General features: G+C 72.4%; 17 protein-coding genes. 9 read left to right on the forward strand and 8 right to left on the reverse strand.

Annotated elements, in window-relative coordinates; all coding sequences use genetic code 11:
* Positions 1 to 28 precede the first annotated feature (28 nt).
* The 7 genes from Q1B24_RS18505 to Q1B24_RS18535 all read right to left on the reverse strand — a co-directional run bounded on the left by Q1B24_RS18505 (position 29) and on the right by Q1B24_RS18535 (position 7049).
* Positions 29 to 1129 carry an enolase C-terminal domain-like protein gene (locus Q1B24_RS18505; protein ID WP_299931491.1) on the reverse strand — a complete coding sequence of 367 codons (1101 nt, stop codon included), beginning with the start codon at positions 1127 to 1129 and terminating at the stop codon, positions 29 to 31.
* The gene (locus Q1B24_RS18510) at positions 1126 to 2055 is read right to left on the reverse strand and encodes a LysR substrate-binding domain-containing protein (protein WP_299931492.1); all 930 of its coding nucleotides are present in this window, start codon (positions 2053 to 2055) and stop codon (positions 1126 to 1128) included. Before Q1B24_RS18510 ends, Q1B24_RS18505 begins: the two co-directional genes overlap by 4 nt.
* Positions 2056 to 2249: 194 nt before the next feature.
* On the reverse strand, positions 2250 to 3425 hold the full coding sequence (locus Q1B24_RS18515; protein ID WP_299931493.1) for an endonuclease/exonuclease/phosphatase family protein: 1176 nt from the start codon (positions 3423 to 3425) through the stop codon (positions 2250 to 2252).
* A 136-nt stretch (positions 3426 to 3561) separates the two neighbouring features.
* Positions 3562 to 4203 (reverse strand): 3-oxoacid CoA-transferase subunit B, encoded by a 642-nt coding sequence (locus Q1B24_RS18520; RefSeq protein ID WP_299931494.1) that lies wholly within the window; start codon positions 4201 to 4203, stop codon positions 3562 to 3564.
* Between the two features lie 76 nt (positions 4204 to 4279).
* Positions 4280 to 5062, reverse strand: a complete 783-nt coding sequence (locus tag Q1B24_RS18525) for a CoA transferase subunit A (RefSeq protein WP_366916544.1) — start codon at positions 5060 to 5062, stop codon at positions 4280 to 4282.
* Positions 5059 to 5835 (reverse strand): 3-oxoadipate enol-lactonase, encoded by a 777-nt coding sequence (pcaD, locus tag Q1B24_RS18530; protein WP_299931495.1) that lies wholly within the window; start codon positions 5833 to 5835, stop codon positions 5059 to 5061. The genes Q1B24_RS18525 and pcaD overlap by 4 nt, the downstream gene beginning before the upstream one ends.
* On the reverse strand, positions 5832 to 7049 hold the full coding sequence (locus Q1B24_RS18535) for an acetyl-CoA C-acetyltransferase (protein ID WP_299931496.1): 1218 nt from the start codon (positions 7047 to 7049) through the stop codon (positions 5832 to 5834). The genes pcaD and Q1B24_RS18535 overlap by 4 nt, the downstream gene beginning before the upstream one ends.
* A gap of 160 nt (positions 7050 to 7209) precedes the next feature.
* On the opposite strand from Q1B24_RS18535, the gene Q1B24_RS18540 reads away from it, so the two are divergent.
* The 7 genes from Q1B24_RS18540 to Q1B24_RS18570 all read left to right on the forward strand — a co-directional run bounded on the left by Q1B24_RS18540 (position 7210) and on the right by Q1B24_RS18570 (position 14301).
* The gene (locus Q1B24_RS18540; protein WP_299931497.1) at positions 7210 to 7737 is read left to right on the forward strand and encodes a hypothetical protein; all 528 of its coding nucleotides are present in this window, start codon (positions 7210 to 7212) and stop codon (positions 7735 to 7737) included.
* A 70-nt stretch (positions 7738 to 7807) separates the two neighbouring features.
* Positions 7808 to 8692, forward strand: coding sequence for a LysR substrate-binding domain-containing protein (locus Q1B24_RS18545; protein ID WP_299931498.1), 885 nt, complete (start codon positions 7808 to 7810; stop codon positions 8690 to 8692).
* A 104-nt stretch (positions 8693 to 8796) separates the two neighbouring features.
* The gene (locus Q1B24_RS18550; RefSeq protein WP_299931499.1) at positions 8797 to 8994 is read left to right on the forward strand and encodes a hypothetical protein; all 198 of its coding nucleotides are present in this window, start codon (positions 8797 to 8799) and stop codon (positions 8992 to 8994) included.
* Positions 8981 to 9583: a helix-turn-helix domain-containing protein gene (locus tag Q1B24_RS18555; protein WP_299931500.1), complete on the forward strand. Its 603-nt coding sequence runs from the start codon at positions 8981 to 8983 to the stop codon at positions 9581 to 9583. Before Q1B24_RS18550 ends, Q1B24_RS18555 begins: the two co-directional genes overlap by 14 nt.
* Positions 9584 to 9627: 44 nt before the next feature.
* Complete coding sequence (locus Q1B24_RS18560) at positions 9628 to 10443, forward strand: DNA/RNA non-specific endonuclease (protein WP_299931501.1); 816 nt, start codon at positions 9628 to 9630, stop codon at positions 10441 to 10443.
* Positions 10444 to 10583: 140 nt separating this feature from the next.
* Positions 10584 to 12116 carry a CocE/NonD family hydrolase gene (locus Q1B24_RS18565; protein WP_299931502.1) on the forward strand — a complete coding sequence of 511 codons (1533 nt, stop codon included), beginning with the start codon at positions 10584 to 10586 and terminating at the stop codon, positions 12114 to 12116.
* Positions 12117 to 12213: 97 nt separating this feature from the next.
* Entirely contained in the window at positions 12214 to 14301 is a 2088-nt protein-coding gene (locus Q1B24_RS18570; RefSeq protein WP_299931503.1) for an elongation factor G-like protein EF-G2, read from the forward strand.
* A 2-nt stretch (positions 14302 to 14303) separates the two neighbouring features.
* Here Q1B24_RS18570 and Q1B24_RS18575 read toward each other — a convergent pair whose 3' ends face one another.
* A complete protein-coding gene (locus Q1B24_RS18575; protein WP_299931504.1) occupies positions 14304 to 15074 on the reverse strand; it encodes a class I SAM-dependent methyltransferase in 771 nt (256 codons plus the stop codon).
* A 125-nt stretch (positions 15075 to 15199) separates the two neighbouring features.
* On the opposite strand from Q1B24_RS18575, the gene Q1B24_RS18580 reads away from it, so the two are divergent.
* Both Q1B24_RS18580 and Q1B24_RS18585 read left to right on the forward strand, forming a co-directional pair.
* Positions 15200 to 16699 (forward strand): DUF3375 domain-containing protein, encoded by a 1500-nt coding sequence (locus tag Q1B24_RS18580; protein ID WP_299931505.1) that lies wholly within the window; start codon positions 15200 to 15202, stop codon positions 16697 to 16699.
* The gene (locus tag Q1B24_RS18585; RefSeq protein ID WP_299931506.1) at positions 16696 to 17478 is read left to right on the forward strand and encodes a DUF4194 domain-containing protein; all 783 of its coding nucleotides are present in this window, start codon (positions 16696 to 16698) and stop codon (positions 17476 to 17478) included. The genes Q1B24_RS18580 and Q1B24_RS18585 overlap by 4 nt, the downstream gene beginning before the upstream one ends.
* Position 17479 lies beyond the last annotated feature (1 nt).

Consider the following 17479-nt stretch of genomic DNA (forward strand, 5'->3'; position numbering starts at 1 on the left):
GAGGTGCGAGTGTGGTGCTGGTTGCGCGTCAGTCCTGGCGGTAGCGCGCGAGCTTGTCGGGGTCGATGACCGCGCCGAGCCCGGGCCCGGACCGGGCGACGAGCTGGCCGCCGCGGATCTCGAGCGGGTCGGCGAGCAGGTCGTCGGTCATGTCGAGGAAGTTGGACAGCTCGCCCGCGCGGCGCGAGGTGAGCTCGAAGGCCGAGCCGAACGCGAGGGAGCACAGCGAGCCGAGCTGGCCGTCGATCTGGTTGCCCATGACGAGCTCGATGCCGAGGCCCTCGGCGAGGTGGTGGACCCGGCGGCTGGCGGTGAAGCCGGTGCGCGCGGTCTTGATGCTGGCTGCGGTGGCCGATCCGCCGAGGATCTCTCGGGTCACCTCCGCCGGCGTCACGACCGACTCGTCGGCGATGAACGGCACGTCGAGCTGCTGCACCAGCCAGCGGCGACCGAGCACGTCGTCGGCCGGGCACAGCTCCTCGGCGAACGTCAGCCCGAGGTCGGCCATCTCGTGCATCGCCCGCGCGGACTCCGAGGCCGACCAGCCGCGGTTGCCATCGACGTACAGCTCGACGTCGTCGCCCAGACCCTCGCGCAGGGCGCGTACGACGGCCGTGTCGAGGCGGTAGGGGCGGCGGCCGACCTTCACCTTGAAGGTGGTGATGCCGTAGGTGTCACGCATCCGCTCGGCCTCGGCGAGCATCGCCGACGGCTCGTCGAAGCCGAGCATGTGGGAGACGTGCATCCGGTCGGTGTAGCCGCCGAGCAGCTCGGTGACGCTGTAGCCGAGCGACTGGCCGAGCGCGTCCCAGATCGCCATGTCGAGCGCCGACTTCGCGGTGGGGTTGCCGATCGTGCGCGAGAGCCGGGTGTGGATCTGCTCGCGCTCCATCAGGTCGAGACCGACTACCTGTCCGGCGAAGATGGTGTCGATGACCGCGACGATGCCGGCCTGCGTCTCGCCGTAGGTGAACGGCCGCGGAGGCGCCTCGGCGACGCCGACGACGCCGTCGTCGGTGGTCACGCGGACGAGCACGTGCTCGGCGACGTGCACCTCGCCGCTCGCGAACCTGAGGGGCTTGCGGTAGGGGATGGCGAACGGGATCGCCTCCACCAGGGTGATCTTCATCGGACGACCTCGTCGGGCTCGGGGGTGGTGGCGGGGGAGCCGGGGTGGTCGGTGCCGTCGTCGGCGAGGGCGTCGAGGACGGCGAGCACGGCCGGGTTCGTCTCGTCGGCGCGCCAGACGAGTGCGAGGTCGACGGTGGGGGCGTCGGTGACCTCTCGGAAGACGACTCCCGCGAGGGGCGCGGCGCGCACGGAGGCGGGCACCAGGGCGACACCGAGGTCGGCGGCGACCAGCGGGAGCAGGACCGAGATCCCGGCCGCCTCGTGCTCGCGGATCGGGACGAAGTCGACCTCTCTGGCGCCACGCAGGATCGCGTCGTTGACGGCAGAGTCCGGGCCGGAGAAGAGGACGAACCGCTCCGTGCGCAGGTCGCCCATCGCGATGCTCGGCTGCTGGGCCAGGGCGTGGTCCTCGGCGACCGCCAGCACCAGAGGCTCGGTCGACAGGGTGCGCGAGGCCAGCCCGTCACCGGCCATCGGCGGTCGGAGGACGCCGAGGTCGAGGGTGCCGTCGTGGAGCCCGTCGACCTGGGCGGGGGTGAGGAGGTCGGCGTGGATCTCCAGGCCCATGCCGGGCAGCGCGCGCTTGACGGTGCGCGCCATGCGGGGGAGCTCGGTGTGGGCGGCACTGCCGGTGAAGGCGATCCGGACGAGTCCCTGCCGGCCGGCCGCGATGCGTCGTACGCCCCGGGTGGCGGCCTCGACCGACTCGAGGATGCGGGCCACCTCCAGCTGGAAGAACTCGCCGGCCGGCGTGAGCCGCACCTGGCGGGTGGTCCGGGCGAAGAGGGGGGTCCCGAGCTCGGCCTCGAGCTGGCGGATCGACTGCGAGAGCGCGGGCTGCGCCATGTGGAGACGCTCGGCCGCCCGACCGAAGTGGCGGGTGTCGGCCACTTCGGCGAAGTAGCGCAGGTGTCGCAGCTCCATCACGGACCCTCTCGTGTGGTGGTGATCACGTGCCTCGACGGTAAGTCGGGTGATTGATCGAGCACAAGGTCGCATCTGGGGCTGATTGATCGGTGGCATCGATCAATGCGGGTCTTGTGGTTCGAGGGGCGCTGCCTTCGTGCGCAGCGAGGCCCCCTCCCGCGGGAGGGGGCCTCGATGCGTGATGGACGTGGTCAGCGGCGGGCGGGCACCACCAGGCGTGCGGCCACGCCGGCGTGGTCCGAGGGCCACAGGCCCGACGCGGTCATGTCGGCCGGGTCGTCGCCAATGATGTGGGCGCGCGCGGCCTTGACGTCCCGGCTGTGCAGGACCAGGTCGATCCGCGAGGTGAGCGGGTTGTCCGGGTCGGTGAGGGTCGCGCCGAGGCAGCAAGTGAAGCCCGGGTCGCCCGGGTGGGTCCGCGGCCACGCATCGGCTCCGACGCCCGCCAGGAGGCGGGTGTACGCCGGCGCGTCCGGCGCGTCCGAGTTGTAGTCACCGACGTAGACCATCGGCAGGCTGCCGAGCTCCGTCGCGAGCGCGGCCTGGGCGGCGAGCAGCTCGCCGACCTGGGCGACACGGACCTGCTCGCCGTCGATCCCGGGGACGCCGAAGGCCTCGAGGTGGGAGTTGACGAAGCGGAACGTCGACTTGCCCACCCTCAGGTCGGCCGAGCCCCAGCCGCGCGCCACGGGCAGCAGGTCGCCGTCGTAGGGGAAGCTGATGATGTTCTCGAAGGTGCCGGTGCGCGCGTTGGTCGCGGCGACGTCGTCCCGGACGATGATCACGTCGCGGTCGGCGAGGCTCACCGCCCGCGTGGGGAACGTGGCGGTCGGGCTCGCGAGGTAGGGGATCGGCGGCGACGAGAAGTTGCGGGCGGTCGCCCCGGCGACCTCGCTGTAGTCGGCGCCGCGCTCCTCGAGGGCGTCGAGCAGCAGGTCGAGGAAGTCGTAGGCGACGGTCGGGTTGCTCGTCGTGCGGTCGAGGGGGTTGTAGGCGAACGTCGTCCAGGTGGTGACCTCCTGCAGTCCCACGGCATCGGGGTCGGCCGCCACGATCTCGTCGGCGATCGCCCCCATCCGCTCCTCGGGTCGCGTCGCCTGGACAGCGGCCCACGTCTGCGTCGCCGCTCCGACGACGGCGGCGTTGTTGCCGCTGGCGAGGGCGAGCAGGATGGGCGTCAGCTCGGCGCCGAGGTAGAGGTTGCGCGTCATCACCGTGGCGGTGCGGGCCGGCGTGCCCTGCCCGGCGCCCGGAGGGCCGGCATGGACGCTCGCGCTGGGCACCAGTGCGGTGCCCAGCGCGAGCGCCGTGGCGAGGAGGCCGGTGAGGACCCGGCGGCGGACGCGGTGGCGGGGGGCTCTGGTCATCTTCGGACCGTCGCACCCCGCTCGCGGCGGGGCAAGCCCCAAATCGGGGCATTGCCGTCAGCGGTCGGGGGACCCCGAGAGGCGGACCCGGGTGGCCAGGTACTCCTCCGGCTCGACGGCTGCCCGGGACGTCATGTCACACCCCGACCGGGACCCGGACCGGCGCGCCGGTCCGCTCGGCGAGCTCCTCGGCCGTGACGCCGGGCGCCAGCTCGACGAGCTCGAAGCCGTCGCCGGCCACGTCGAGGACGCCAAGGTCGGTGATGACGCGGTCCACGAGCTGCCGTCCGGTGAGAGGGAGGTCGCACGCGGCGACCAGCTTGTGGCTGCCGCTGCGCGACACGTGCTCCATCAGCACGATCACCCGGCGGGCGCCGCTGACAAGGTCCATCGCGCCGCCCATGCCCTTGACCATGAACCCGGGCACCATCCAGTTGGCGAGGTCGCCGGCCATGGAGACCTGCATCCCGCCGAGGACGGCGGTGTCGATGTGGCTGCCTCGGATCATCGCGAAGCTGAGCGAGGAGTCGAAGAACGACGCGCCCGGCAGGACGGTGACCGTCTGCTTGCCGGCGTTGATCAGGTCGGGGTCGACCTCGTCCTCGTAGGGGTGCGGGCCGACGCCGAGGATGCCGTTCTCCGCGTGCAGCGTGACCGTCGAGTCGGCCGGCAAGTGCGCGGGGATCATGGTCGGCAGGCCGATGCCGAGGTTGACGTACTCGCCGGGGTGCAGCTCCAGCGCCGCGCGTGCGGCCATCTCGTCGCGTGTCCAGCTCATGCCCGTACTCGCTTCGCTCCGTGCGGCCATGAGGCACGAGTCGCACTGTGTCGATTGATTCGCTCGCTGCGCTCGCTCATGCCGGCGCCGCCTCTCGGGGTCGGGTGGTCAGCTTCTCGATGTGCTTCTCGTGCGCCTGCGTCGGCGTCAGCTCGACGACGCGCTGGACGAACACCCCGGGCAGGTGGACGTCGTCGGGCGCGATGGCGCCGATCTCGACGACCTTCTCGGCCTCGACGATCGTCAGTCGCCCGGCCATCGCGGCCGGGATGTTGAAGTTGCGGGCCGAGGCGTGGAAGACGCAGTTGCCGGCGCGGTCCACCCTGGCCGCCCGGACGAGCGCGACGTCGGTGACGATCGACTCCTCGAGCACCATGTCGACGCCGTGGAAGGTGCGTACCTCCTTCGGCTCGGAGGCCAGCGCCACGGTGCCGTCCGGGTGGTAGCGCCAGGGGAGCCCGCCCTCGGAGACCATCGTGCCCACGCCGGTCGGGGTGAAGAACGCACCGATGCCGGCGCCACCGGCACGCAGCCGCTCCGCGAGAGTGCCCTGCGGGGTGAGCTCGACGGTGAGCTCGCCGGCGAGGTACTGCCGGCCGAACTCCTTGTTCTCACCGACGTACGACGCGATGACCCGGGTGATCCGGCGGGCCTCGAGCAACAGGCCGAGGCCGGCGCCGTCGACGCCGCAGTTGTTGGAGACGACCGTGAGGTCGTCGGCGCCCTGGTCGAGGAGGGCGCCGATCAGCGTCCACGGGATGCCGACGAGGCCGAAGCCGCCGACGGCCAGGCTCGAGCCGGGCGCGATGTCGGCGACCGCCTCCTCGGCGCTCGGGACGACCTTGTCGATGCTGCTCATGCCGCTCCGCCCTTCAGGTGCGCGATGATCGCCGGGGTGATGGTCTGCGGCTGCTCGGCGTTGGCGAGGTGGGCCGAGTCGGGCACGACGAGCAGGCGCCCGTCCTGGACGCCGTCAGCGATCGCCTCGAGGTGCGGGGGAGGAGTTGCCGGGTCGTCGGCCCCGGCGATCGCGAGCGTGGGGGCGCTGATGCCGGCGAGGTCGTCGCGCAGGTCCATCTCGGCGATGACCTCGCAGCACGAGGCGTAGCCCTCGGCCGGGGTCGCCGCCACGATGCCCTCGCACGCGGTCTTGACGTCGGGGTTCTTCGTCAGGAACCCCGGGGTGTACCACCGCGCGACGGCGGCCTCGGCCACCGCGGTGCTCCCGTTCGCGCGCACGGTCGCAGCCCGGTCGTGCCACGCGCTCGACGGCTCGAGACGGGCGCCGGTGCACAGCACCACGAGGCGGTCGACGCGCTCTGGGTTGCGGGCAGCGAGGCGCATGCCGGTCATCCCACCCAGCGAGAGACCGACGAAATGGGCCCTCTCGACCCCGAGGCGGTCGAGCAGCGCCACGACGTCGTCGGCGAGGTCGTCGATGTCGTAGGGGCCCTCCGGCACGGGGGAGGCGCCGTGGCCGCGGGTGTCGTAGCGCACGACACGGAAGTGCTCGGCCAGCTCGTCGGCCTGGGCGTCCCACATGGACGTCGTCGAGCCGAGCGAGTTGGACAGGACGACGACGGGCGCGTCCTCGGGCCCGGTGACGACGTGGTGGACCTCGACGGAGCTCATGAGGTGACCCGCTCGAAGATCGCGGCAAGGCCCTGGCCGCCGCCGATGCACATGGTCTCGAGGCCGTAGCGCGACTCGCGGCGCTGCATCTCGTGGGCCATCGTCGCCAGGATGCGGGCGCCGGTGGCGCCGACCGGGTGGCCCAGCGAGATTCCCGAGCCGTTGGGGTTGAGCCGCTCGTCGGTCGGGTCGACCTTCCACTCGCGCAGGCAGGCCAGCACCTGCGCGGCGAAGGCCTCGTTGAGCTCGATCAGGTCGATCTCGTCGAGGGTGAGCCCGGCCCGCTCGAGGGCGGCAGCGGTCGCGGGGACCGGTCCGATGCCCATCACCTCGGGCCCGACGCCGGCCACGGCCCACGACCTCAGCGCGAGCAGCGGTCGCAGGCCGCGGCGCTCGGCCTCCTCACGGGTGGTCACGACGCACATCGCTGCTCCGTCGTTCTGGCCGCTGGCGTTGCCGGCGGTGACGGTGGAGGCGGCGTCGACCTTCTGGCGCACCGGCCGCAGCGCGGCGAGCTGCTCGAGGGTGGTCTCGGGACGCGGGTGCTCGTCGCGGTCGACGACGACGTCCGGCGTGCCGCGGCGGCCCGGGACGGTGACCGGCACGAGCTCGTCGGCGAACCGTCCGGCCTCGTACGCGGCCCCGGCGCGCTGCTGGGATCGGAGCGAGAGCTCGTCCTGCTCCTCGCGCGAGATGTCGTACTCCCGGCGGAGGTTCTCCGCGGTCTCGAGCATGCCGCCGGGGACCGGGTGGTCCTTGCCGCCGGCCGTCTCGCGGGCCCGGACCAGGCGGTCCATCAGCTCGACGGAGCCGCCCTTGACGCCGGTGCGCAGGCCGAGGGCGTAGTGCTCGACGTTGGACATCGACTCAGCGCCACCGGCCACGATGAGCGTCCCGCCGCCGCTGGCGATCTGGGCGGCGGCGTACAGGACAGCCTGCAGACCGGAGCCGCAGCGACGGTCGAGCTGGAGGCCGGGCACGCCGGTGCCCAGGCCCGCGTCGAGGGCGGCGATGCGTCCGATGGCAGGGTTCTCGCCGCTGGGGTAGCAGTTGCCCAGGATGACGTCGTCGACGTCACCCTCCTGCAGGCCCGTCCTGCGGACGAGCTCGGTCAGGGTGGTGGACGCCAGGTCGACGGCGGACAGCGAGGCGAACGCGCCGCCCTGGCGGCCCACCGGGGTGCGCACGGGTTCACAGATGACGATGTCGGGCATGGATCGAACCTAGTAGTGACGTTCGATACAGTGAAGTATCTGTTTCGGTGTCACTGAGACGAGTGGCGTCCTAAAGGACACCGTGGTGTGCACGTACTTTCGACCCTTGCGACCGGCGGGCGGCCGGCGGGACGATGGGGTCCCGGGGGAGGGGGATCGCATGGACGCACCACGATGGAGTGCTCGCGCACTGTCGGCCTGCGTGGTCGCCGCGGCGCTGGTGGTGCCGGGGACGGCCCAGGCGGGGGCGAGGGGGTTCGACGACCCGGTCGGTGACGCGACGTCCGTGGACATCTCGCACGTACGTGTCGTGCACCGGAACGCGGTGAAGGTGAGCGTCCGGTCGGCCGTCCCGCTGGACGCGGGGCAGGTCTACGGCTTCTGGATCGACACGGGGCGTGGCCCTCGGCCGACGTTCCACGTGTCGTTCCGTGCCAACTCCGACTTCTCGAGCGGACTCGCGGTCGTGCGGTCGTTCGGTCAGCGCCCGGTGCGGACGGTGCAGTGCCCGGGCATGAGCGCGCACGCCGACATGTTCGACGGCAAGCCCGCGTCGATCCGCATCCCGCGGAAGTGCATCGGCGACCCGAAGAGGGTCCGCGTGGCGGTGAAGTTCGAGGACGAGACCACGGGGTCGGTGGACTGGGCGCCGGAGCGACGGATGTTCACGCCCTGGGTGGCGCGGTAGTCCCTTCTGCATCCGGTGAGACCCAGCGGGGTGCCAGTGCGCCGCACTGGAACCCTGCCAGTATCAGTGGATGGAACTGCGCCACCTCCGGTACTTCGTCGCCGTCGCCGAGCAGCGTCACTTCGGCCGAGCCGCTGGGCTGCTGCACATGGCGCAACCGCCGCTCTCGCAGGCGATCCGCCAGCTCGAGGCCGAGCTCGGCGTCACGCTCCTCACGCGCACCACCCGACGTGTCGACCTCACCGCCGCCGGCACGGCGTACCTCGTCCGGGCGCGCGACATCCTCGCGGCGGTGGACGCCGCAGGGGAGGAGGCGGAGCGGGTCGCGTCCGGCCGGTCGGGCCGCCTCGTCGTCGGATGCGTCGGCTCGGCGACGTACTCGCTCCTCCCGGCTCTCGCGCGTCGGCTGCGAGAGGAGCTTCCTGCCGTCGACTTCGGCTTCCGCGGTGAGATGCTCTCGCCCGAGCAGGTCGAGCGGCTGCGCGACGGCTCGCTCGACCTCGCGCTGCTGAGGAGGCTGCCCGACCAGAACGGCCTGACCGTGACCGCGGTGCGGCACGACCGTCTGCTCGTGGCGATGCCGCAGGGCCACCGCTTCGCCGGCAGGCGGCGGTTGCGGGTCGCGGACCTGGCGGGGGAGGACCTCGTCGTCCACGCCGGAGGCGGCCGGTCGGCGATGAACGCACTCGTGCAGGAGCTGTTCGACGCGGCCGGGCGCGAGGCTCGGGTCGTCCACCAGGTCGCCGAGACCTCGACCCTGGTGACCTTCGTGGCCGCTGGGCTCGGCATCGCCGTGGTGCCCGAGCCGACCGCGGCGCTCGCGGTTCCCGGTGTCGTCTACGTCGCGCTGGTGGGTGCCCCGGGCATCGACCTCGTGGCTGCGCGCCGTGCCGACGACGACAACCCCGTGCTCGCCCGGGCGCTCGCTGCGCTGTCGGCTGTTGCGGACGGCTGACGTCGAGGGGTGCGAGTGGCCCGGCCGCTTGTCCTATATCGCTACGATGAACGTATCGATATCCCCCAGGGGTCGGTAGGCCGGCCCGGGAAGAGGTGACCGGAGTGAGTGTCGAAGTGGTCGTGTTCATCGTCGCCGCATCACTGGCGGGCGGGCTCTCGATGGGCGCCGTCACCTGGATCTACTTCCTCGACAAGTGGCGCTCCGACCCGGAGAAGTCGTCCGCGCCGCCGCCACGCTCCGTCTTCGAGGGGCCCGGGAGCTTCGGCCCGACGAGGCAGCGTGGGCATGCCGACCACTGACCCGGAGTCCCCGGAGTCCCCGGAGTCCCCGGGGTCCGGCCGCCCGCGCGAGGCCTCGGTGGACCAGCGCCTGCACGCCGCTGTGCTGGAGCTGCTCCGGGACGGCGGGCCGGGAGCGGTCACCGTGGACCGGGTCGCCGCGACCTCCGGGGTCGCGAAGACCTCCATCTACCGCCGCCACGCGAACCGCGGCGAGCTGCTGACGGCCGTCCTCTCCGCGGCCATCGGGCTGCCGGACGTCCCCGAGGACGGGGAGGTCCGCGACAAGATCCGTGCCGCGCTCGAGCAGGCGTGGCACCAGATGGGTGTCGTCCTGGGTCGAGGTGGACTCGCCGCCATCGTCGGTGACACCGACCCGGAGTTCACCGGACTGTTCCGCGCGGCGCTGGAGCCCTACGTCGACGTCCTTGTCCGGCGGATCCGTGACGACGTCGACGCCGGACTGCTGCGCAGCCGCCTCGACGCGGAGGGGGTCGTGAGCCTCATGGTGGGCGCGTACCTGGGTGAGCTCGTCCACCACGGCGAGGTGGCGCCGGACTGGCTCGACCGGACCATCGAGCTCCTCTGGGTGCTCATGGCGTCCGTCTAGCTCGGACCTCGACGCGGGTGCCGGTAGAGCGGGACACTGTCGTCATGGCCGACGTCGGGTACGACCCCCGCTTCCTCGACACCGACATCGCGCCGCCGCAGGCGCCCGCGCCCGGGCCGGACGACGACCCGGCCCTCGCGACGCCGCTCGACTACGCGCACTTCACGGTCCGCATGCACCCCGAGCGCCGGCTGGCGTGGTGGGTGGCCTGGAACGTCGACGGTCTGCGCCTCTTCCCCAGCGACAGCATCAGCCGCTCGGGCGAGCGCTTCCGCCTCGACCCCCGCATCCCGGCCGAGGCGCAGACCGGAGAGGAGGTGTACGCCGCCAACGACCTCGACCGCGGCCATGTCGCGCGCCGCTCCGACCTGCTCTGGGGCACGCTCGACGAGGCGAGGTTGGCCAACTCCGCGTCGTTCTTCTTCACCAACATCACGCCGCAGCACCAGGACTTCAACCAGTCCGGCCGCGGCGGCGTGTGGGGCCTGCTCGAGAACGCCGTACTGGCGCTCGACGGGCTCGAGGAGCGGCGGCTGACGCTCTTCGCCGGTCCGGTCCTCGCGCCCGACGACCCGCCCTACCGGGGCGTCCAGCTGCCGGTCGAGCACTGGAAGGTCGTCGTCTACCGCCTCGACGGACGTGTGCGCGCCAAGGCGTTCGTCCTGACACAGGACCTCGACGGCCTCGAGGGCGCGGCGCCCGACTTCCTCGACGACTTCGACACCTACCTCGTGCCGCTGGAGCTCCTCGAGGAGCGCACCGGCCTCAGCTTCGAGAGCCTGCGGGAGACCGTCGCGCCCGAAGAGGTGCTTCCCGCCGGCCCGGTCCTGGTCACCGACGTCGAACAGGTCGGCTGGTAGCGGGAGGCGCACCATCGTGTGAGCATGGGGGAAGCGCCATGGAGACCCGGTTGCGACACCCGATCGCGGGCGGCACCGCCCGCGTCCTCCGGCTGCCGCTCGGCCGTCATCCCTACGCTGTCCGGACCACGCGAGTCCCCATGCGTGACGGCGTCGAGCTGCTGACCGACGTGTACTCGCCGGCGGCCGGGTTGCCGGGGACGGTGCTCATCCGCACGCCGTACGGCCGTGACGGCCTGATCGCCCAGCTCACGGCGGGTTTCTTCGCCGGTCACGGCTACCACGTCGTGAACCAGGGCTGCCGCGGGACGTCCGGCTCAGGAGGGACGTTGGACCCGTTCCGCCAGGAACGTGCCGACGGGGCCGACACCGTCGCCTGGCTGCGTCGGCAGCCCTGGTTCGGTGGCCGGCTGGCGCTGTGGGGAGCCTCGTACCAGGGGCACGCGGCCTGGGCCGTGCTGGCGGACCCCCCTCCGGAGGTGGTGACGGCGGTGATCGTCAACTCGGCCCACGACGCCCACTGGGCGACGCACGGGGCAGGCGCCTTCTCCTTGGAGGAGGTGGCGGGCCTCATGGACGGCTTGGGCCACCTCGAGGCCGGCACAGTCCGAGGGCTCGCACGCGGCGTGACGGCGGCTCGGCGCCTGCGGCCCGCGTTCGAGGAGCTTCCCCTCGTCAAGGCCCAGGACCTCTTCGCGCGCACCGGCATGCCGTACGCGGACTGGCTCGTGGCGTCGGACCGCGAGGACCCACTGTGGCGCGACATGCGACTCGGCCAGGCCCTCGACCGGGTCACCGTGCCGGTCCTGCTGCAGACGGGATGGCAGGACCGGTTCCCCGCCCAGATGATCGAGGCGTTCGAGCGGCTGCAGCAGCGGGGTGTCGACACCGGGCTCACCATCGGGCCGTGGACCCACGTCCAGACGCTCACGAAGGGGGCGGCTGTCGTGATGACGGAGGCACTGGACTGGCTGGCCGAGCACCTCGCCGCAGCCCCGGATCGGAAGCGGCCGAGCCCGGTCCGGATCTACGTGACCGGAGCGCGGGAGTGGCGCCGCCTGCAGACGTGGCCGCCGCCGCCCACCAGCGAGCGCGTGCTGTACCTCCGGCCCACGGGTGGGCTCGCGGGGACGCCGCCGTCGGCCACGGCCGGCCCGACCACGTTCACCTACGACCCTGCCCGTCCCACTCCGGCGGTGGGTGGTCGGGTGATCAACCCGGCGATCGGCGGTCATCGCGACAACCGCGAGCTCGAGGCGCGCGCGGACGTCGTGACGTTCACCAGCCCGCCGTTGACCGAACCCCTGGACGTGCTCGGGGAACCGGTCGTCGAGGTCGTCCACGAGACCGACAACCCGTACGCCGACCTCTTCGTCCGCCTGTGCGAGGTGCGGAGGAGCGGTCGGTCCGTCAACATCAGCGACGGGTTCGTGAGGCTTGGTCCGGAGGATGCGAACGGGACCATCGTGCTCCGACTCGATGCCGTGGCGCACAGGTTCACGTCGGGCAACCGACTCCGCCTGCAGGTGTCCGGGGGTGCACACCCTCGCTACGCGAGGAACCTGGGCACCGACCAGGACCCGGCGACGGGCACGGACCTGGTGCCGTCGGCTCGCGAGGTCCGTCACGGCTCGGGCGGCCTGTCCCTGGTCCGCCTGCCGTGCTCCTTGTAGCCCGGATCGGGGCCCGCCCTTGCCTCGCGGGGGCCGATCACGCGACAGTGAGCTGACAGTTCTCGGACCGTCGGAGCAGTGAGCAGGAGCCGTCACGGTGAGCAGAGAATCCGGCGCTGTCGCCAGCCAAGCCGGCGTCCCGGTCGCGTCCCGGCCGGAGGCGATCCGCAACGTCGTCGTCGTGGGTGCGGCCGGTGCGGGCAAGACCACGCTGGTCGAGCGGCTGCTGGTCGTGGCCGGCGTGCTCAACCGGGCTGGCAGCACGGAGGACGGCACGACCGTGTGCGACTTCGAGGAGGTCGAGCACCGGCACCGGCGATCGGTCGGGCTGGCGCTCGCTCCGCTCGCGCACGACGGCGTCAAGATCAACCTGCTGGACACCCCCGGCTACGTCGACTTCGTGGGTGAGGTGCGAGCAGGTCTCCGCGCCGCGGACTGCGCGCTCTTCGTCGTCGCCGCCAACGAGGGCGTCGACGAGCCGACACGGGCGCTGTGGCGCGAGTGCGCCGACGTGGCCATGCCCCGGGTGGTCGTCATCACCAAGGTCGACCACGCCCGCGCCGACGTCGACGGCGTGGTGGACCAGGCGCGCGCCGCCTTCGGCGAGCGGGTCCTGCCCGTCCACCTCCGGGAGGGCGGACGCCTCGTCGACCTGCTGACGGGCGACCACGGGCACGAGGCGCAGCGAGCGGCGCTCGTCGAGGGCATCATCGAGGAGTCCGAGGACGAGACGTTGATGGAGCGCTACGTCGGTGGCGAGGAGATCGACACCGGACTGCTGCTCCACGACCTCGAGCTGGCCGTCGCGCGGGGCTCGCTGCACCCCGTCGCCCCGGTCGACTCCCCCAGCGGCGCGGGGGCCCGAGAACTCCTCGACCTCATGGTGTCCGCGTTCCCCTCGCCGCTCGAGCACCCGCTGCCGAAGGTCTGGACACCGGCGGGTGGACCTGGCCCCGCTATCGCGTGCGACCCGGCCGGCCCGTTGGTCGCGGAGGTGGTCAAGACGACCTCCGATCCCTACCTCGGGCGGGTCAGCCTGGTCCGCGTCTTCTCCGGGACCGTGCTGCCGGACGCCACGGTCCACGTGTCCGGGCACCGGTCGGGATGGGCGGGCGGAGAGGACCCGGCCGCGAGCCACCCGGACCACGACGAGGACGAGCGGATCGGGTCGCTCTCCGTGCCGCTGGGCAGGACCCAGCGCACCGCCGCGGCCGTGGTCGCGGGGGACCTGTGCGCCATCGGCCGGCTCAGCCGCGCCGAGACCACAGACACCCTGTCCGCCGTCGACACGCCGCTGGTGCTGGAGCCTTGGCAGGTGCCCGATCCCCAGCTGCCGGTGGCCATCCAGGTCCGGACCACGAGCGACGAGGACAAGCTCGGCTCGGGGCTCCAGAGGCTCGCCGCCGAGGACCCCACCCTTCGAGTCGAGCACCACGAGGAGACCCACCAGGTCGTGCTGTGGACGATGGGGGAGGCCCACGCGGACGTGCTGCTCGACCGGCTCGCCGGCCGCTACGGCGTCGACGTCGACGAGGTCGAGCTCCGGGTGCCGCTGCGGGCAACGTTCGCGCGACCGGCCACCGGCCACGGCCGGCACGTGAAGCAGAGCGGAGGGCACGGGCAGTACGCCGTGTGCAGCATCGAGGTCGAACCGCTACCGCAGGGCGGTGGGTTCGAGTTCGTCGACCGCGTCGTGGGAGGCGCAGTACCCCGGCAGTTCATCCCCTCGGTCGAGAAGGGAGTCCGTGCGCAGATGGCGCAGGGGGTCGCCGACGGCTACCCGACGGTGGACCTCCGGGTGACCCTCACCGACGGCAAGGCCCACAGCGTCGACTCCTCCGACATGGCGTTCCAGACCGCGGGCGGGCTGGCGCTGCGCGACGCAGCGACGCGTGCCGGTACGTGCCTGCTTGAGCCCGTCGACGAGGTGGAGGTGCGCGTCAGTGACGCCCTGGTCGGCACCATCATGGGGGACCTGTCCGCACGTCGGGGCAAGGTCCTGGGCAGCGAACCGGCCGGCGAACCCGGCATGGTCGTCATCCGGGCGCACGTGCCCCAGCTGGAGCTCCGCCGCTACGCCGCCGAGCTGCGCTCCCTCGCCCACGGCTCGGCCTCCTTCACCCGGGCGTTCGTCGGCTACGAGCGGGTTCCCGAGCAGGTCTCCGCCAAGCTCCCGGTCCCCTGACGTCAGCCCTGCCGCACCGCGCGGGTGGCCAGGTGGGTCGGTAGGTAGGGCGCCAGCGGGTGGCCCGGACGGCGGTCCTCGAGCAGGTCGGTGACATGCAGGCCCGCCCGGCCCTGCCCGCCGATCTGGTCGGCGAGCGTGTGGCTGAACTGGAGCGGGTCGCCGTCGTCGAGGAGCCGCTGCCGGGTGGACGCGTCGATGCTGGTGAGCTCGGAGTAGGGCAGCGCGTTCGCGACGACGAGCTCACCGTCGCCGAGCAGGTCCTGGTCGAACACGTAGACCACCGGGTTGAAGAAGCCGGCGATCAGGGCGCCTCCGGGACGGAGCACGCGCGCCACCTCCTGCCATACGGGAGCGACATCGGGGATGTACACGTTGGCCACGGGGTGCACGACCAGGTCGAACGAGTTGTCCTCGAAGCGCGACAGGTCGGTCATGTCCGCGTGGACCAGCGTGAGCTCGAGTCCGTCACGGCGCGCGACCTCCTCGTCCCGGGCGAGCTGGGCCTCGGAGAAGTCCAGCACGGTGACCTCCGCGCCAGCGGCGGCGAGGATCGGTCCCTGCTGGCCGCCCCCGCCCGCCAGGCACAGGGTCCGGCAGCCCTCCAGTGAGGGGAACCAGTCGCGAGGCACCGGGACGCTCGGGGTGACGACGATCGACCACTCGCCGCGTCGGGAGGCCTCGACCTCCGCGGAGCTGACCGGTCGGGTCCATGGGGATCCGCTGGATCCCAACGAGTCCCACACGTCGCGGTTGTGCGCGCGTACGTCCATCGGGTCGCTCCCTCGTCCTCGCTGCTGGTACGCAGCGGATCCTAGGGGCGGCCCCAGCGCCGTCGGTGCCCTTTGCGATGCTTGCGCACCGGCACAGGTGGTGGACGAAGCGGGAGAGCGGGTACGTGAGCGAGACAGCAGGCGAGCTTGCGCGCGTGAAGGGGGCGTTCGCCCAACCCACGCTGACCCTGCTCCACCAGCGGCAGGCGCCCGTGGTGATCACGATCTTCCGCACGGCGTTCGGCCGCACCAACCACCCGATCCCCACGGCCCGGCTGCACACCCAGGTCGAGGAGCACGTCGCCCAGATGCGGCTGGCGGGGGAGCAGGACGTACCCACCGGCACGGGTCGCGAGATCTGCCAGCGCTGGATGCGCGGCCAGTGGCTGGTGCGCTCGCTCGACGAGGCCGGCCACGAGGTGTACGCGCTGACGTCCCATGCGCAGCAGGCGCTGGAGCTGGTGAAGAACCTCGCCCGCGACCGGGCCACGCTCAGCGAGCACCGGGTCGCGACCATCCTCGGCACCGTCCGCCGCTTCAACTCCGAGGCCAACCCCGACCGCACCGCCCGCGTCACGATCCTCAACGAGGAGATCGCCCGGCTCCGGGGCGAGCGCGACCGGCTGGTCGACGGCGGCGAGCTGGAGGGCGCGACCGAGGACTACATGCTCGAGGGGTTCACCGAGCTGCTGTCGCTGATCTCCGCGCTGCCGAGCGACTTCGCCCGGGTCGAGGAGCGGTTCGCCACGATCCGGACGGAGATCCTCGCGGCGTTCCGCGCGGAGGACCGTCCGGCCGGTGAGGTGATCGACGACTACCTCGCCCGCGCCGATGCGCTGATGACGGCCACGCACGAGGGGCGTGCGTTCGAGGGGGCGTTCGCGCTGCTGCGCGACGACGCCCTGGTGACGCAGCTGCGCGAGGACCTGACCGACCTGCTGGAGCACCCGCTGTCCGACCGGATCCTCAGCGACGCCGACCGCGCCGAGCTGCGCGGGACCGTGCGGCTGGTGCGCGACGGCCTCGACCGGGTGCTCGCCCAACGCTCGCGCGTGACGGCGACGCTGAAGGAGTACATCGTCTCCCACGACGTCGCGCGTGACCGCGAGCTCGAGCAGACGCTGCGCCAGGTGGAGGCCGAGATGACGACGTGGATGGCCACCACCGGTCCGCGCGCCGTCCACGACGTCGCGCTCCTGCCCGCGCGGACGAGCATCGACCACCTGCGCGAGCGCTTCCACGACCCCGCCGACGACGTGCTGCCCGACCGCATCAGCACGCCCGACCCCGACCTGGCACCCCCGGTCTCGCTCGCCGAGCTCATGGCGCAGGGCGGACCGCGGCTGTCGACCCTGCGCGAGCGCCTCGACGCGGCGCTGTCCTCGCTGCTCCCGGTCGCGTCCCTCGGGGCCCTCTTCGACGGCCTCGAGACGTCACTGCGCCGGCCGGTCGAGATCTTCGGGCTGCTGCACCTCGCCGCCGACCGGGACTGGCGGGCCGAGGAGTCGGCCGAGCCGTTCGAGACCGTGCGGCCCGACGGCAGCCGGCGGACCTTCGCCGTGCCCCGCACCCCCCTCCCCGACCCCGATCTCCCCGACACCCACCAGACGGAGACCCGCGCATGAGCGTCGAGACCCACCCCGAGATCGTCGACGAGGCCTACGGCGAGGCCTTCGACGAGGGCGTTGACGAGGTCGTCGAGGAGGGTTCGTTCTCGCTGTTCGAGGGCGACGAGGGCGGACTGGACCACGCCCAGCGCCGCGCCCTGGTGACGCTGGTCAAGCAGCGGTTCATCAGCGCCCGCACCCACCCGCGCGACTGGGTCGTGCTCGTCGAGCACGAGCGGCTGATCCGGTCGCGGCTCAACGACCTCTTCCTCGACCTGCAGGTCGACCGTGCCCGCGAGGTCGCGTGGAAGCGGCAGGCCACCTCCGAGACCGGGAGCCGGTTCCCGACGTTGCTCTACGACGCCGCGTGGTCGCGCGAGGAGACGATCGTGCTGGTCCACCTGCGCGACCGGCTGCGCGCCGGTGTCGCGAGCGGCGATGCACGCGTCTTCGTCGACCGGGAGGACATCGTCGGCCACGTCGCGAGCTTCCGGCCGGCGCACGCCACCGACGTCGCGGGCGACGACAAGCGTGCGCGCAACGCGATCACGAGCATCATCAAGGCGGGCCTGCTCATCGGCACCGCGTCCGAGGAGCGCTTCGAGATCAGCGAGGCCGTGGAGCCCCTGATCCCGCTGGAGCTCCTCCAGGAGCTGCTGGACGCGTTGGTGGCCGCCAACAGCGGCGAGGCCCCGTCCGAGCCCGACGAGCCGGACGGACTGTTCGGCGACGACGCCGATGCCGACCAGGCGGACGCCGACCGGGTTGGCGCCGTCGACCCCGCAGAGGAGCAATGAG

The sequence above is a fragment of the uncultured Nocardioides sp. genome, from assembly GCF_947488025.1.
Classification (GTDB): domain Bacteria; phylum Actinomycetota; class Actinomycetes; order Propionibacteriales; family Nocardioidaceae; genus Nocardioides.

Excerpts from the sequence above, each read along its gene's own strand:
- Q1B24_RS18505 (WP_299931491.1), bottom strand. The coding sequence starts at position 1,129 with ATGAAGATCACCCTGGTGGAGGCGATCCCGTTCGCCATCCCCTACCGC.
- Q1B24_RS18565 (WP_299931502.1), top strand. The coding sequence starts at position 10,584 with ATGCGTGACGGCGTCGAGCTGCTGACCGACGTGTACTCGCCGGCGGCC.
- Q1B24_RS18555 (WP_299931500.1), top strand. The coding sequence starts at position 8,981 with ATGCCGACCACTGACCCGGAGTCCCCGGAGTCCCCGGAGTCCCCGGGG.
- pcaD (WP_299931495.1), bottom strand. The coding sequence starts at position 5,835 with ATGAGCTCCGTCGAGGTCCACCACGTCGTCACCGGGCCCGAGGACGCG.
- Q1B24_RS18525 (WP_366916544.1), bottom strand. The coding sequence starts at position 5,062 with ATGAGCAGCATCGACAAGGTCGTCCCGAGCGCCGAGGAGGCGGTCGCC.
- Q1B24_RS18520 (WP_299931494.1), bottom strand. The coding sequence starts at position 4,203 with ATGAGCTGGACACGCGACGAGATGGCCGCACGCGCGGCGCTGGAGCTG.
- Q1B24_RS18560 (WP_299931501.1), top strand. The coding sequence starts at position 9,628 with ATGGCCGACGTCGGGTACGACCCCCGCTTCCTCGACACCGACATCGCG.
- Q1B24_RS18510 (WP_299931492.1), bottom strand. The coding sequence starts at position 2,055 with ATGGAGCTGCGACACCTGCGCTACTTCGCCGAAGTGGCCGACACCCGC.
- Q1B24_RS18540 (WP_299931497.1), top strand. The coding sequence starts at position 7,210 with ATGGACGCACCACGATGGAGTGCTCGCGCACTGTCGGCCTGCGTGGTC.
- Q1B24_RS18575 (WP_299931504.1), bottom strand. The coding sequence starts at position 15,074 with ATGGACGTACGCGCGCACAACCGCGACGTGTGGGACTCGTTGGGATCC.
- Q1B24_RS18585 (WP_299931506.1), top strand. The coding sequence starts at position 16,696 with ATGAGCGTCGAGACCCACCCCGAGATCGTCGACGAGGCCTACGGCGAG.
- Q1B24_RS18545 (WP_299931498.1), top strand. The coding sequence starts at position 7,808 with ATGGAACTGCGCCACCTCCGGTACTTCGTCGCCGTCGCCGAGCAGCGT.
- Q1B24_RS18515 (WP_299931493.1), bottom strand. The coding sequence starts at position 3,425 with ATGACCAGAGCCCCCCGCCACCGCGTCCGCCGCCGGGTCCTCACCGGC.
- Q1B24_RS18535 (WP_299931496.1), bottom strand. The coding sequence starts at position 7,049 with ATGCCCGACATCGTCATCTGTGAACCCGTGCGCACCCCGGTGGGCCGC.